Origin of the sequence: Aeromonas rivuli (genome assembly GCF_020149575.1) — a bacterium.
GTDB classification, from domain to species: Bacteria; Pseudomonadota; Gammaproteobacteria; order Enterobacterales; family Aeromonadaceae; genus Aeromonas; species Aeromonas rivuli.
Window position 1 is genome coordinate 4,101,977 of record NZ_CP079742.1, and the last position, 15,027, is coordinate 4,117,003.

Consider the following 15,027-nt stretch of genomic DNA (forward strand, 5'->3'; position numbering starts at 1 on the left):
GTGTAGTGAAGTTTTTATGGGGAAACGGCGATCTGCCTCACAAAGATGTAAACGATTACACTTCGATAGATAAGGCCAGGATAATGCGGGGTGAGAGTCACAATAGCCATCATGCGAGCAACCCGCATTGTCCCGTCGATCGGGGGAGCTGGCCGCGGATCCCTCAACCTCCTGCCACGGTGGCATCACTGAATATGCCAGAAACAGCAGACCCGCCATCAGGCGGGTCTGCTGTCTAAACGAGGCCAAGGTGGGGATTTAACTGCGCAGGGGGGCGACCGAGTGACGATTGATCAGGGTCGGCGTATAGATGCGGCTCTGTTGCGCCTCACCTTCACCTGCGGCCAGCTGCAGCGCCAACTTGGCCGCCTGGGCCGCCATGAGCTCGATGGGGTAGCGCATGGTAGAGAGTTTGGGTCTCAGGTATCTGGCGTAGATGATGTCATCGAAGCCGACCACGGAGACCTCCTCCGGCACCTTGAAGCCGTTATCGGCCAACACGGAGATGGCGCCGGCCGCCATGGCGTCGTTGTAGGCCACCAGAGCGGTCACCTTCAGCCCCTTGGCGAGCAGATTGAGCATGGCGCGCTCTCCCCCCTCTTCATTGGGGGTGCCACACTCCACCAGTTCGGCATCTGCCACCACCCCCGCATCGCTCAGGGCGTCGCGATAGCCCTGCAACCGGGAGCTGGCATCTTCGATGGCGTGATCCGAGCCGAGGAAGCCAATACGGCGATGACCCAGCTCCAGCAGATGGCGCGTGGCGGTGGCGGCCCCCAAGCTGTTGTTGAGGGAGATACAGCGCCCCTTCAAGGCGGGAATATCTCTATTAATCAATACCATGCCTGGTACTCGCATGGCGTAATCAATCAGCACTTCGTCACTGAGCACCTTGCTGTGAACCACCAGGGCCTCACAGCGTTTGCCGATCAGCAGCTCGATGGCGCCCCGCTCCTGCTCCGCATTGTGAAAACCATTACCCATCAGCAGGTGCAAGCCCCGCTCCACGGCGACCCCGGACACCCCCTTGATCAGGGCGCCGAAGAAGGGATCGGCCACATCATTGACCACCACTCCCATGGTGTCACAGGTACGGCTGACCAGGGCCCGCGCGTTGGCGTTGGGGGTGTAACCCAGCTCCGCCATGGCCTGCTGGACCAGGGCGCGCGAGGTGGCACTCGCCTTGGGAGAGTTGTTCATCACCCGTGAAACCGTTGCCACCGAGACATTGGCAAGACGGGCGACATCCTTGATGGTGCTCATGCTGTTTTCACTCTTTTCACTGACCGCGACCGGGCCATTATAACCAGCAATCCCTTTGATAACAGGGGAAAAGCGCACTGCCCCCGAGTCGGCTATAAACAAAAGAGTGTAATCGTTTACACAATATTGTTAACCCGCTCACAGTTTAGCCATCAGAGGCTCGGCTAGACTCCTGATCCACACCCCCTTTACCGGAGACAAGGGATGAAGGTATTGGTCACAGGCGGTTGCGGCTACATAGGCAGCCACACTTGCCTCGCACTGCAGGCCGCGGGTATCACACCGCTGATCCTGGATAATCTCTGCAACAGCAAGCTGGCCGTGCTGGATCGCATCGCCACCATTTCTGGTCAGAAGCCTGTTTTTTATCAAGGGGATATCAGGGATTCCGCCCTGCAGGATCGCATCTTCACCGAGCATGAGATTGGCGCCGTCATCCACTTTGCCGCGCTCAAGGCCGTCGGTGAATCGACCCGGATCCCGCTGGCCTATTACCAGAACAATGTCGCCGGTACCTTGGATTTGCTACAGGCCATGGCGCGGGCCCAGGTGCACAACCTGGTATTCAGCTCCTCGGCTACTGTCTATGGCGATCCGGCCAGCGTGCCGATCCGCGAGGAGTTCCCCCGCTCGGCCACCAACCCCTATGGCAGATCCAAGCTGATCATCGAGCAGATCCTCGAGGATCTGCAGGCCGCCGAACCCCAGTGGAGCATGACGCAACTGCGTTATTTCAATCCGGTTGGTGCCCATGAATCCGGCACCATGGGGGAGGATCCCCAGGGCATGCCCAACAATCTCATGCCCTTTTTGACTCAGGTGGCCATCGGCAGACGCCCGCAATTATCGGTATTTGGTAACGATTACCCCACCCTGGATGGCACAGGTGTTCGCGACTATATCCATGTGATGGATCTCGCAGAGGGCCACGTCAAGGCGCTGCAACACTGCGTCAGTCGCCCCGGCGTTCACGCCTATAACCTGGGAACGGGCCAGCCCCAGAGCGTATTGCAAATGGTTCAGGCATTCGAGCAGGCATGCGGCCGACCTGTTCCCTACGCCTTGGAACCAAGGCGCCCGGGAGACATCGCCGAGTGCTGGGCCGATCCCGCCAAGGCCGAACGTGAGCTGGGCTGGCATGCCACCCGGGATCTCCCGGCCATGTGCGCCGACAGCTGGCGCTGGCAATCCCTCAACCCCCAGGGTTATGACCAATGAGCCGCTTGCTGACCGCCGCTACCCGCTCGCTACGGCCCGGTGCCATAGCCTCCCTTTCCATGACAGACAGTCACGAGGTGTGATGATGTTCGATCCCCTGGATCACCCCCACCGCCGCTTCAATCCCCTGACCGGCCAGTATGTGCTGGTCTCCCCCCACAGGGCCAAGCGCCCCTGGCAGGGCCAGATTGAGAAGATAAGCGAGGCGCCGAGCCACGCCCATGATCCCGACTGTTTTCTCTGCGCCGGCAATACCCGTGTCAGTGGCGACAAGAACCCCGACTACAGCGACACCTTCGTCTTCACCAACGACTTTGCCGCCCTGATGCAGGACACCCCGGCTGCGCAGGAGGGCCAGGATCCGCTGCTGCAACTGGAGGCGGTCCGTGGCACCAGCCGGGTCATCTGCTTCTCGCCGGATCACGGCAAGACCCTGCCCGAGCTGGCCCTGCCCGAGATAGAGGCGGTGATCCAGACCTGGCGCGACCAGGTGGCCGAGCTCTCCCAGCAGTGGGATTGGGTGCAAGTCTTTGAAAACAAGGGCGCCGTCATGGGCTGCTCCAACCCTCATCCCCATGGTCAGATCTGGGGCAGCGATTTTCTGCCCAACGAGATAGCCAGGGAGCAGGAGCGCCAGCAGCAGTGGCTGGCCGAGCATGGCCGCCCCCTGCTGCTCGACTATGTGGAACGGGAACTGAAAGATAGATCCCGCATCGTGGTGGAGAGCGAACACTGGCTGGCGGTGGTCCCCTTCTGGGCCGCCTGGCCGTTCGAAACCCTGTTGCTGCCCAAGGCCCATGTGCCCTCCCTGCTGGATCTCACCCGGGAGCAGCAAGAGGATCTGGCGGTGGCGCTCAAGGAGCTCACCAGCCGCTACGACAACCTGTTCGAATGCAGTTTTCCCTACTCCATGGGCTGGCACTTCGCGCCGCCGCACTCGACTTGCCCAGAGGCCTGGCAGCTTCATGCCCACTTCTACCCGCCCCTGCTGCGCTCTGCCACTGTGCGCAAGTTCATGGTGGGCTTCGAGATGCTGGCCGAGACCCAGCGCGATCTCACCCCGGAGCAGGCCGCCGAGCGACTGCGTACCTTGAGCCCCATCCACTACAAGATGCGAGGATCCACCCCATGAATCACCCCAGCCACAGGGCCAGCACCCTCTTCCACAAGGTGTTTGGCCGGGCCGCCGACCTGATGATCCGCGCGCCCGGTCGGGTCAACCTCATCGGCGAGCACACCGACTATAACGACGGTTTCGTGCTGCCCTGCGCCATCGATTACGAGACCTGCGTCGCCATCGGCCTGCGCCAGGATGCCAGGGTGCGGGTCATCGCCGCCGACTACGGGGAGGAGCACGACGAGTTCTCCCTGGATGCTCCCATCGAGCACCACCCGGACCAGCGCTGGAGCGACTATATCCGTGGCGTGGTGAAGTACCTGCAAGCGCGGGGCCAGCCCCTGCGCGGCCTGGATCTGGTGGTCTCCGGCAATGTGCCCCAGGGGGCCGGGCTCTCCTCCTCCGCCTCCCTGGAGGTGGCCATCGGTCAGGCCTTCAAGGAGGCGCTGAACCTCGACATCAGCCAGGCCGAGATCGCCCTCAACGGTCAGCAGGCGGAGAACCAGTTTGTCGGCTGCAACTGCGGCATCATGGATCAGATGATCTCGGCCTGCGCCAAGCCGGACCATGCCCTGCTGCTCGATTGCCGCAGCCTGGAGAGTCGGCTCATCCCCATGCCGATGGATCTCGCTGTGCTCATCATCAACTCCAACGTGCGCCGTGGCCTGGTGGACAGCGAATACAACCTGCGCCGCCAGCAGTGCGAGGCCGCGGCCCGTCACTACGGCGTCAAGGCGCTGCGCGACCTCGATGCCGCCACCCTGGAGGCGAACAAGACCGGACTGGACGAGGCCTGCTATCGCCGTGCCCGCCACATCGTCGGCGAGAATGGCCGCACCCTGGCCGCCGCCGAGGCGCTCGCCTCAGGGGATCTGGTACGCCTCGGCGAACTGATGGCGCAGTCCCATGCCGCCATGCGCGATGACTTCGAAATCACAGTGCCCCCCATCGATGGCCTGGTGGAGATCATCAAGGCAAAGATTGGCAGCGAAGGCGGGGTACGCATGACCGGCGGTGGCTTCGGGGGTTGCGTGGTCGCCCTGCTGCGCCCGGAGCGCTTGAATGAGGTGATCGCCGCCATCGACGTCGAATATCCCGCCCGTTTTGGCCTGCAGGCCGACAGCTATGTCTGCCGCGCCAGCGCCGGAGCGGGTCGGCTGTGAGATCCTTCGAGCTGGAAAATGAGTGCGGGCTGCGGCTACGCGGCCTCGATGTTGGTGCCACCCTGAGCTCCCTGAGCCTGCCGGTTGGTGGGATGAGGCGAGAGCTGCTGCTCGGCTGCTCCGACGCCGACTATCCGACCCAGCAGGTGTGGCTGGGGGCGGTGGCGGGACGTTTTGCCAACCGTATCGGGGGCGCAACCCTTGCGCGAGACGGCCAATGCTGGCCATTGGATGCCAATCAGCCTCCCCACACCCTCCATGGGGGGGCGGGGGGTTTTCATCGCCAACCCTGGCAGATTGAAACCCTGGAGGCCAGCCGGGTGCGGCTCAGCCTGTTCTCCCCGGATAGGGATCAGGGCTTTCCCGGCAACCTCAGGGTGGCGCTGGAATACCGGCTCGAGGAGCGGGATCTGGTGGTGGAGTGCTGGGCCAGTACCGATGCGCCGACCCCGGTCAGCCTGACCAGTCACGCCTACTTCAACCTCGATGGGGGGGGGGATGTGCGTCATCACAAGCTCACCCTGAAGGCGGACCGCTTCCTCGCCACGGATGCCAGCGGCCTGCCCTTGGCGCCCCACGCTGTCGAGGGCCCCTTCGATCTTCGTGGCGGTCGCCTCCTTGGGGATGAGTGGCTGAGCCACCCCCAGCAACGTCAGGCCAAGGGCTACGATCACGCTTTCCTGCTCAATGGGCCACCATCGGAATGGGCCGCCCTGCTGGTCTCGGGTGACGGACAGCTGGCGATGGAGGTGCATACCAATCAGCCCTCGCTGCAGCTCTACACCGGCAACTGGCTGGCCAAGACCCTGGGTCGTGACGGGCAGCGCTATCAGGATTACGACGGCCTCTGCCTGGAGGCCCAGCAGCTGCCGGACAGCCCGAACAGACCCGAGCTGGGGGATCCCTGGCTGCTGCCGGGTCAGCGCTATCACCACCTCACCCGCTACCGCTTTGAGCCTCGCTGAACCAGCACGGGTTTGAGCGGTCAGCGAGAGGCGCTGACCCTGAGCGATCAGGAGAGGTCAGCCATGTCGGACATGACTGGCCCGAGCCACTGAAACCGATGACATTGATATTCAAAAGGAACTTGTATGGATCAGCCCTATCAGGCCAACCTGGCTCGCTACCAGCAGCAGCCCTATCGCGCCGTCGGTCGCCACGGCTTGCGCCTGCCCGCCATCGCCCTCGGGCTCTGGCATAACTTCGGGACAGAGGCCGCCCCCCAGCAGATGAGCGCCATGGTGCGTCAGGCATTCGACCTGGGTATCACTCACTTCGATCTGGCCAACAACTACGGGCCACCGCCGGGCAGTGCCGAGACAAGCTTCGGTCGCCTGCTCAAGCAGGATCTGGCCGCCCATCGCGATGAGCTGATCATCAGTACCAAGGCGGGCTACGTGATGTGGGATGGCCCCTATGGCGATGGCGGCAGTGCCAAGTATCTGTTTGCCAGCCTGCACCAGAGCCTGCGCCGCCTCGGCCTCGACTATGTGGACATCTTCTATCACCACAGGCCGGACTCGCACACGCCCCTGGAAGAGACTTGTCAGGCTCTGGCACTCATGGTGCGTCAGGGCAAGGCGCTCTATGTTGGTCTCTCCAACTATCCCGCCGACCTGGCCCGTCAGGCCGCGATCCGGCTGGCAGAGCTGGGCACTCCCTGCCTGGTCAATCAGCTCAAATACTCCCTGTTTCAGCGGGAGATTGAAGAGCAGACCCTGCCGGTCTGCCATGAACAGGGCATGGGCGTGGTGGCCTTCTCGCCCCTGGCGGGAGGCCTGCTCAGCGACCGCTACCTGGCGGGCATTCCGGCCGATTCCCGCGCCGCCAGCTCTAGCCCCTTCCTCAAGCCGGACCAGCTCACGGCGGAAAAACTGGCCCGGATACGTGCCCTGCACGCCCTGGCCGAGGAGCGCGGACAGAGCCTGTCACAGCTGGCGCTGCAGTGGGTGCTGCGCGATGCCGTGGTCAGTAGCGCCCTCATTGGCGCCAGCAGGCCAGAACAGATCGTCAGCGCCGTTCAGGCCCTGGCTCAGCCCCCTCTGGATACAGCCTGGCAGCAGCGGATCCTGACCGCCCTCGACTGAGCCAGCGGCAATATTCTCTGGTTGCCTGCGTGGTTTTCCGCCATCATTGGCGCGCCCCCGCTTGCGGGGGCGCATCATATCCAGACAACCAAGAGATCCGATCCATGACAGAGTACTACACCCTGTTTGTCGCATTCGTGTTAGGCGTAGTGGAAGGCCTGACCGAGTTTCTGCCCGTATCCTCCACCGGCCATCTGATCATCGTCGGCCATCTGCTGGGCTTCGAAGGCCCCAAGGCCGCCACCTTCGAGGTGGTGATCCAGCTGGGCTCCATCCTGGCAGTCGTCGTCGTGTTCTGGCGCCGACTGTTCGGCCTCATCGGCATTCATTTTGGCCAGAAGCCCCCTCAGGATCACGCCACCCTCTCTCTGGTGCACATCATCCTCGGTATGTTGCCCGCCGTGGTGATAGGCCTCGCCATTCATAGCTGGATCAAGGCAAATCTGTTCGGCCCCCAGACGGTGATGTATGCCCTGGTCGCCGGCGGCATACTGCTGTTGATCGCCGAATGGAAACGCCCTGCGGTGCGCTCCGAAACCCTGGATGACATCAGCTACCAGCAAGCCTTTGGCATAGGTCTGTTCCAGTGTCTGGCACTCTGGCCCGGTTTCTCCCGCTCGGGAGCCACCATCAGTGGCGGCATGCTGATGGGGATCAGTCGCCAGGCGGCGGCCGAGTTCTCCTTCATACTGGCGGTCCCCATGATGATCGCGGCGAGCGGCCTGGATCTCTACAAGAGCCGGGACTTCCTCTCCATGACCGATTTCCCCATGTTTGCGGTCGGTTTTGTCACCGCCTTCGTGGTGGCCATGTTCGCCATCCGCACCTTCCTGGCGCTGATCCGTCGCCTCGATTTCGTGCCTTTTGCCATCTATCGCTTCGTCGTCGCCTTCGCCGTCTACATGGTGTTCGTGCATTAATCTGCCGTGACGAATCAGGCTTGAATGTGAAAAGGGACCCCAGGGTCCCTTTTTTGATGCGTGAATGGCGGTGCTGCCCCGCCGAGCCCTTGGCCTCAATAGAGATGCCCAGAGATACCATTGAGCAAGCGCGACAGCCCCTTGGTGAACTGGATGGGGGCATCCTGCACCGTGTAGCAGAGACAGCCATCGACCGTGTGCGGACTGTGTGCATGGCGACTATCTCGCCAGATGAAATCACCGGCCCCGTAGCGCTGATCGCCATCCTGCATGCTGCCCGCCAGCAGCAAGGTCAGTTCATAGCCCTGATGGGTATGCTCGGGAATGGCACCGCCCGCATCGATGTGCAACAGGCTGGCCCGCACCCCCAACTCCCCCAGGGGCAGGCTATGTTGGCGAACGGGTCCAAAATGCCGCCACTTGGGGGAGCGGTAACGGGCCAGCACCCTCGGCAGCCGATAACACCGACCCGCCACCTCAAGCTGGGTGTCGGTGTGAGACACAGGAATGAGTTCGGGCAGGGGTTGCTGCACTATCATGGCAAGCATGGCGTCCAGCTCGGGGGCGACCTGATCCGGCAGGGGGGCGGCCTCGAGCGCCTCGGCCAGCTGCGCCTCCCACAACGTCACCCGGGCGGCACATTCTGGGCAGAGCTCGCAATGGGCCGATACCCCGACCGCCAGGGGCAGGGGGAGCTCGTTGGCCGCGAAGGCACGCAGCATCTGCTCGGTCGGATGGGATTTAATCATGATACTGCTCCATAAATATGTGCGATCGATATGAGCCTGACCCCGGGGCACCACCCATCACAGGGTCGCTCCTGGTCATGACGAGGCTATGCATCATGACGTTCCACCTGCTCTTTGAGTTTCTGCAGGGCCAGTCGCAGCCGGGACTTGATGGTGCCAAGCGGTACGCCGAGTCGCTCGGCCAGCTCCTGTTGGGAGAGTTCCTGCAGGTAGATGCCACGCACCACCTGCTGCTGCGGCTCAGGCAGCACGCTGACGTAATGGGCCATCTGCCGTGTCAGCACCGCATCCTCGCCACCGGGCCCCTGGGGCAAGTCGGCCCCAAACTCCAGCAGGGGCCAGATCTCTTCGGCGCACAGGTCTTCACGACTGGCACGGCGGCGGCGCAACATGTCGAAGCATTGGTTGCGCATGACGGTGTAGATCCAGGTGCTGGGCGCCCCTTTCTCAGGGTGATAGAGCCGTGCCTTCTGCCAGACCAGCAGCATGGTCTCCTGAACCAGTTCCATGGCATTGGCGTCACTGCCAAGATGGCGCAAACCATAGTTGCGAATACGCGGCGCGAAGTGACGAAACAGGGCGGCAAAGGCTACCTTGTCGGCAGACTCGGCGACCCTTATCAGCTGGGTTTTCAGGTCGGGAACGCCTATGACTGTGTCCATCTGGGGCGAGAGCCTGCTGTGAGTCCGTTGTGACTGGCCAGTATATGTCATAGCCCTTACCCTGGTTGCTACCGTGCAGGTCAATACGGCCAGAGACTCCGTCTGGATCAGCGACGCCTTACTCTTTCTGGTCAAGGAGGGGACGCGCCCTCGCATCGGGCAAGCACCAACGGGGGAGATAAGTGATGGGCAAGGCCGCGATCAGTGGCTGGCAACCAGCAGGTTGCTCAGCAAACTGAGGGCGGGGTGATAGTCCTCGCAGGCCATCAGCCACTGCTTCTGTTCCGGGGGAATGGGCAGTACCTCTATCCAGCGCTGGGCGACCCAGCAGGCATCGTCCCAGTCAGGTTCGCGATAGAGGGCGGCATATTCGGGGTAGTCACTGAACACCTCGCGCAGGGCCTGGGCCAGATTGCGCTGATCCCGTGGCAGACGGCCACACTGCCAGAGCGGCAACTGCTCCACCTCACCGACCCGCAGGCCGTCCGGCTCCTGCCAGAGACGCTGGATACGCAATCGCTCCCCCCCTTGCACCGTGATGCCCAGCAGGCCGTCCGGTAGCATGTCAAAGTCGATGATGCGCACCCGGGTGGCGATGGGGTACATGTTGCGCAACTCATCCCCCTGGCGGCTATCCCACATGCAGAGCCCAAAGCCGGCGTCCCCCGCCTCGGCGATCATCCGCTGGTATCTGGGCTCGAAGATGCGCAGCGGCATGATGCCACCGGGCAGCAAATGAGCGGAGAGGGGAAAGAGCGCCAGTTTCATGTTTGCATCCCATTTCGTGTGCCTTCTCCTGATACGACACCCCAAAGTGGTCAGATCATTCAGACCGAGTAGGAATAAAAACCCCTATTACTATTAGGGGAAAATAGCCTGGACAAGCTGCTTCAATATGCAGTAGAAATGGATAAGCCGCAGACAACAACGCAATATCCTGCAAATCTGCGCACCAAGCAGTGAAATATCCGCCGCCTCAGGGGTGGAGGGTCATCCCTATAGTTTTCTCGGCCCGATGCGGGTAAAATTCACGCCCTTATATATCAGTCATATTTCGACGCATAACCTCGGTGGTCAGTCATGAAAGAGCATATTCATCATCTACTTGAACAGACGGTAGCCAACCTCAAATCCGCAGGCCTGCTGCCAGCGGAGCTGGAAGCCCGAGTGCTGGTAGATCGATGCAAGGATAAGGCTCATGGTGACCTGGCTACCAACCTGGCCATGCTGCTCGCCAAACCGGCCGGCAAGAACCCCCGTGAGCTGGCCGCCGCCATCATAGAACACTTGCCCGCCTCTGACCTGATCGCCAAGGTCGAGATTGCCGGTCCCGGCTTCATCAACTTCTTCTTCAATCAGCAGTGGCTGACCGGGCAGGTCGATGCCATGGTGGCCTGTGCCAACGCCAACGTGAAGCTGCCGACCCCGCAAACCGTGGTGGTGGATTACTCTGCCCCCAACGTGGCCAAAGAGATGGCGGTACACCACATTCGCTCCACCGTACTCGGTGACGTGGCGGCCCGCGCCCTGGAATTCCTGGGTCACAAGGTGATCCGCGCCAACCACATCGGCGACTGGGGCACCCAGTTCGGCATGCTGATCGCCTATCTGGAGAAGATGGAGAACGAGCACGCCAGCGACATGGAGCTCAAGGATCTCGAAGCCTTCTACACCCAGGCCAAGCGCCTGTATGACGAAGACCAGGCCTTCGCCGAGCGCGCCCGCAACTATGTGGTCAAGCTGCAGGGGGGCGATGAGTACTGCCGCACCATGTGGAAGAAGCTGGTCGACCTGACCATGGCCCAGAACCAGCGCAACTACGACCGCCTCAATGTCTTGCTGACCAACAAGGACATCATGGGCGAGTCCATGTACAACGACATGCTGCCCGGCATAGTGGCCGACCTGAAAGCCCAGGGACTGGCGGTCGAGAGCGAAGGCGCCACCGTGGTGTTCCTAGACGAGTTCAAGAACAAGGATGGCGAGCCTATGGGCGTCATCATCCAGAAGAGCGATGGCGGCTTCCTCTACACCACCACCGACATCGCCTGCGCCAAGTACCGTTACGAGACCCTCAAGGCCGATCGGGTGATGTACTTCATCGACTCCCGTCAGCACCAGCACCTGATGCAGGCCTGGACCATCACCCGCAAGGCGGGTTATGTGCCGGAATCCGTGCCCCTCGAGCACCACGCCTTCGGCATGATGCTGGGCAAGGATGGTCGCCCTTACAAGACCCGCTCCGGCGGCACCGTCAAGCTGGTCGATCTGCTCAACGAAGCCGAGGAGCGCGCTGCCGCTCTGCTGGAGAACCGCAACAGCGACCTCAGCGCCGAAGAGAAAGCCGAGGTGGTGCACGCCATCGCCATCGGTGCGGTCAAATATGCGGATCTCTCCAAGAACCGCACCACCGACTACATCTTCGACTGGGACTTGATGCTGTCGTTTGAGGGCAACACCGCCCCTTACCTGCAGTACGCCTACACCCGCATCCAGTCCATCTTCCGCAAGGCCGGTGTCGATGTGAGCAGCCTCAGCGGCAACATCTCGCTCAACGAGGATGCCGAGCTGACCCTGGCTCAGAAGCTGATCCAGTTCTCCGATGCGGTCAATGGTGTTGCCGAGCGTGGCATGCCTCACCTGCTCTGTACTTACCTGTACGAGTTGTCCGGCAACTTCATGACCTTCTATGAAGCCTGCCCCATCAACAAGGAGGGGGTAGAGCCGGAGGCACGTCAGAGCCGTCTGCTACTCTGTGCCGCCACCGCCAAGGTGCTCAAGCTGGGCCTGGGCGTACTGGGCATCCACACCCTGGAGCGCATGTAATTCATGGCGACACGGGATTATGTGGGGAGTGGCTCAAGGAGACGAGCCGGTGGTCGCAATACCAAGAAGGCGCCACCTCGCCGCCGCTTTCCACTGATCCCCGTCCTGCTGGCGGGGGCGCTGGTGGTCGGCTTTGGTGCCTTCCTCTACCTCATCAATGGCAAGGCCGCCGATGGCCCGACCATCGAGGAGCAGGTGCGCGCCAATAAACCCAAGTCCGATGGCCATGCTCTCCCCCAGGAGAAGTGGAGCTATATCGAACGACTCGAGAACAAGCAGGTCGACATCATAGAGCCGCCGCCCCAACCTGGCGTGCTGCCACCTGCTCCGGCAGAGACCCTGACCCTGCAACCCGAGAAGCTGCCCAAGCCGGTGGAAACCAGCATACCCCAGCCTGGTACCCCCATAGGCCAAGTGCAGCCCTATCAGCCCAAGCCGGTCGGCGCCCCTGTGGCCAGCGCCCAGGAGCAGGCCATCGACCGCAAGGCCGAACGGGAGCGCATGGAGCGTGAGTTGCGTGCCGAGCTGGCCCAGGATCAGGCCCAGAAAGCCAAAGCGGCCCAGACGGCTTCGACCGATGGCGGCCGTTACATGATGCAGTGTGCGGCCCTGCGTTCGCAGGATTCCGCAGAGTCTCTCAAGGCGCGTATTGCCTTCTCCGCCGGCCTGAGTGCCAGCTTGCAGAACATCAATACCGCCAACGGCGCCATCTACAAGGTGATGGTGGGCCCCTTCACCGGCAAGGCGGCGGCCGATGCGGCCAACCGCAAGCTGCAAGGTGCCGGCATCAGCGGCTGCATCCCCAAGAAGGGCTGACGACCCACCATAAAAAATGCGGCGCAGTGGCAACACGGCGCCGCGTTTTTTTATCCGTTTTTTACCCGCCCTGACGGCCACCCTCCATCACAGACAGCCCAATCCCCTGCCAAACGTCGGCCCACTCTCGAAATGGAGTGAGGGTTGAAAAGCCGGATCGGCAACCCCATCTCTATTTTCATGCACAGTCATGGCCGTGAACCGGCTCAAGTGAGGTAAGTAAAGTGACGACCATAGTTTCAGTCCGCCGCAACGGCCAAGTCGTGATCGGAGGGGATGGCCAGGTATCCCTGGGCAACACCGTCATGAAGGGCAACGCCCGCAAGGTCCATCGTCTCTATAACGGCAAGGTGCTGGCGGGTTTCGCCGGTGGTACCGCCGACGCCTTTACCCTGCTTGAGCGCTTCGAAGCCAAACTGCAGGCTCATCAGGGCAATCTGGAGCGCGCCGCCGTGGCCCTGGCCAAGGATTGGCGTACCGACCGTGCCCTGCGCCGCCTCGAGGCCCTGCTGGCGGTCGCCGACGAGCACAAATCCTTCATCATCACCGGCAACGGTGACGTGGTGCAGCCGGAGCATGATCTGATCGCCATCGGCTCGGGCGGCAACTTCGCCCAGTCTGCGGCCACCGCCCTGCTGGAAAATACCGAGCTGGATGCCAAATCCATCGTCGAGAAGTCCCTCAAGATTGCGGGCGATATCTGCGTCTTTACCAATGGCAACCACACCATCGAAGTGCTGGACTATGCCGCTAAATAACGCGCCACTAGCCATGCCTGAGTAAAGCGACCCATTTTGCACGGGGTGGACCCTGCCCGCCCCGGATACAGGAATTTCATCATGTCCGAGATGACCCCGAGAGAAATCGTCCACGAGCTGGACAGACACATCATCGGCCAGGCCGATGCCAAGCGTGCGGTGGCCGTGGCCCTGCGCAACCGCTGGCGCCGCATGCAGCTCAGCGAAGAGATGCGCCATGAAGTGACCCCGAAAAATATCCTGATGATAGGCCCGACCGGGGTCGGCAAGACCGAAATCGCCCGTCGTCTCGCCAAGCTGGCCAACGCCCCCTTCATCAAGGTGGAAGCGACCAAGTTCACCGAAGTCGGCTATGTCGGCAAGGAAGTGGACAGCATCATCCGCGATCTCACCGATGTGGCCATCAAGCTCATCCGTGAATCCGAGATGGAGAAGAACAAATACCGCGCCGAGGAAGCCGCCGAAGAGCGCATCCTCGACGCCCTGCTGCCCAACCCCCGCAACAGCTGGGGTGAAGAGGAGAAGGCCGACAACTCCAACAGCCGCCAGATCTTCCGCAAGAAACTGCGGGAAGGTCAGCTGGATGATAAAGAGATAGAGCTGGACTTGGCCGCCCAGCAGATGGGCGTCGAGATCATGGCCCCTCCCGGCATGGAGGAGATGACCAACCAGCTGCAGGGGCTGTTCCAGAACCTGGGCCAGGGTCAGAAGAAGAAGCGCAAACTCAAGGTCAAGGAGGCCATGAAGGCCCTGATCGAAGAGGAGGCCGCTCGTCTGGTCAACCCGGAAGAGCTGAAGCAAAAAGCGATCCATGCGGTCGAGAACAACGGCATCGTCTTCCTCGACGAGATAGACAAGATCTGCAAGCGTGGTGAATCCTCAGGCCCCGACGTCTCCCGCGAGGGGGTACAGCGCGATCTACTGCCGCTGGTCGAGGGCTGCACCGTCAACACCAAGCACGGCATGGTGAAGACCGACCACATCCTGTTTGTCGCCTCCGGCGCCTTCCAGGTGGCGCGCCCCTCCGATCTCATCCCCGAGCTGCAGGGCCGTCTGCCGATCCGGGTTGAGCTGACCGCGCTGACCACGGGTGACTTCGAGCGCATCCTGACCGAACCGAACGCCTCCCTGACCGATCAATATCAAGCCCTGATGGCGACCGAAGGGGTCAAGATCGAGTTCACTCAGGATGGCATTCGCCGTCTGGCCGAAGCGGCATGGCAGGTCAACGAACGCACCGAGAACATAGGTGCCCGCCGTCTGCATACCGTGATGGAGCGTCTGATGGAAGACATCTCCTATGATGCCTCCGAGAAGTCCGGCGAGACCTTCACCATAGATGCCGACTACGTCAATGCTCACCTCGGGGCCCTGATCGAAGATGAGGATCTGAGCCGCTACATCCTGTAAGCTCGCCCCCTCCAGTTAGACAAACGCCTCCCTTCGCG

The 15,027-nt window shown here is 61.9% G+C and carries 14 protein-coding genes; 10 read left to right on the forward strand and 4 right to left on the reverse strand.

What is annotated here, in order from left to right:
* Nucleotides 1-258: 258 nt before the first annotated feature.
* On the reverse strand, nt 259-1,263 hold the full coding sequence (locus KYK33_RS18900) for a substrate-binding domain-containing protein (protein WP_042042586.1): 1,005 nt from the start codon (nt 1,261-1,263) through the stop codon (nt 259-261).
* 204 nt (nt 1,264-1,467) lie between these two features.
* Between KYK33_RS18900 and galE the strand changes: the two genes are divergently transcribed.
* The 6 genes from galE (at nt 1,468) to bacA (ending at nt 7,768) form a co-directional block, all read left to right on the forward strand.
* Nucleotides 1,468-2,481, forward strand: a complete 1,014-nt coding sequence (gene galE, locus KYK33_RS18905; RefSeq protein ID WP_224431498.1) for a UDP-glucose 4-epimerase GalE — start codon at nt 1,468-1,470, stop codon at nt 2,479-2,481.
* An 85-nt stretch (nt 2,482-2,566) separates the two neighbouring features.
* Nucleotides 2,567-3,613: a UDP-glucose--hexose-1-phosphate uridylyltransferase gene (locus tag KYK33_RS18910; RefSeq protein ID WP_224433057.1), complete on the forward strand. Its 1,047-nt coding sequence runs from the start codon at nt 2,567-2,569 to the stop codon at nt 3,611-3,613.
* Entirely contained in the window at nt 3,610-4,761 is a 1,152-nt protein-coding gene (gene galK, locus KYK33_RS18915) for a galactokinase (protein WP_224431499.1), read from the forward strand. Before KYK33_RS18910 ends, galK begins: the two co-directional genes overlap by 4 nt.
* Nucleotides 4,758-5,726 carry a galactose-1-epimerase gene (locus tag KYK33_RS18920; RefSeq protein WP_224431500.1) on the forward strand — a complete coding sequence of 323 codons (969 nt, stop codon included), beginning with the start codon at nt 4,758-4,760 and terminating at the stop codon, nt 5,724-5,726. Before galK ends, KYK33_RS18920 begins: the two co-directional genes overlap by 4 nt.
* Nucleotides 5,727-5,852: 126 nt before the next feature.
* On the forward strand, nt 5,853-6,848 hold the full coding sequence (locus KYK33_RS18925; protein ID WP_224431501.1) for an aldo/keto reductase: 996 nt from the start codon (nt 5,853-5,855) through the stop codon (nt 6,846-6,848).
* A gap of 104 nt (nt 6,849-6,952) precedes the next feature.
* Nucleotides 6,953-7,768, forward strand: a complete 816-nt coding sequence (gene bacA / locus KYK33_RS18930) for an undecaprenyl-diphosphate phosphatase (protein ID WP_224431502.1) — start codon at nt 6,953-6,955, stop codon at nt 7,766-7,768.
* 95 nt (nt 7,769-7,863) lie between these two features.
* On the opposite strand, the gene KYK33_RS18935 is transcribed toward bacA, so the two are convergent.
* From KYK33_RS18935 to KYK33_RS18945, 3 genes are all read right to left on the reverse strand, one after another.
* A complete protein-coding gene (locus KYK33_RS18935) occupies nt 7,864-8,517 on the reverse strand; it encodes a ChrR family anti-sigma-E factor (protein ID WP_224431503.1) in 654 nt (217 codons plus the stop codon).
* 86 nt (nt 8,518-8,603) lie between these two features.
* Nucleotides 8,604-9,179 (reverse strand): sigma-70 family RNA polymerase sigma factor, encoded by a 576-nt coding sequence (locus tag KYK33_RS18940; protein ID WP_224431504.1) that lies wholly within the window; start codon nt 9,177-9,179, stop codon nt 8,604-8,606.
* A 201-nt stretch (nt 9,180-9,380) separates the two neighbouring features.
* On the reverse strand, nt 9,381-9,947 hold the full coding sequence (locus KYK33_RS18945; protein WP_224431505.1) for an LON peptidase substrate-binding domain-containing protein: 567 nt from the start codon (nt 9,945-9,947) through the stop codon (nt 9,381-9,383).
* 312 nt (nt 9,948-10,259) lie between these two features.
* On the opposite strand from KYK33_RS18945, the gene argS reads away from it, so the two are divergent.
* The 4 genes from argS to hslU all read left to right on the forward strand — a co-directional run bounded on the left by argS (nt 10,260) and on the right by hslU (nt 14,989).
* A complete protein-coding gene (gene argS / locus KYK33_RS18950; protein WP_224431506.1) occupies nt 10,260-12,005 on the forward strand; it encodes an arginine--tRNA ligase in 1,746 nt (581 codons plus the stop codon).
* A gap of 3 nt (nt 12,006-12,008) precedes the next feature.
* Nucleotides 12,009-12,821, forward strand: a complete 813-nt coding sequence (locus KYK33_RS18955) for an SPOR domain-containing protein (protein WP_224431507.1) — start codon at nt 12,009-12,011, stop codon at nt 12,819-12,821.
* A gap of 224 nt (nt 12,822-13,045) precedes the next feature.
* A complete protein-coding gene (gene hslV, locus KYK33_RS18960; protein ID WP_042042565.1) occupies nt 13,046-13,579 on the forward strand; it encodes an ATP-dependent protease subunit HslV in 534 nt (177 codons plus the stop codon).
* 81 nt (nt 13,580-13,660) lie between these two features.
* Nucleotides 13,661-14,989, forward strand: a complete 1,329-nt coding sequence (gene hslU / locus KYK33_RS18965; protein WP_224431508.1) for an HslU--HslV peptidase ATPase subunit — start codon at nt 13,661-13,663, stop codon at nt 14,987-14,989.
* The last annotated feature ends 38 nt before the right edge of the window (nt 14,990-15,027 follow it).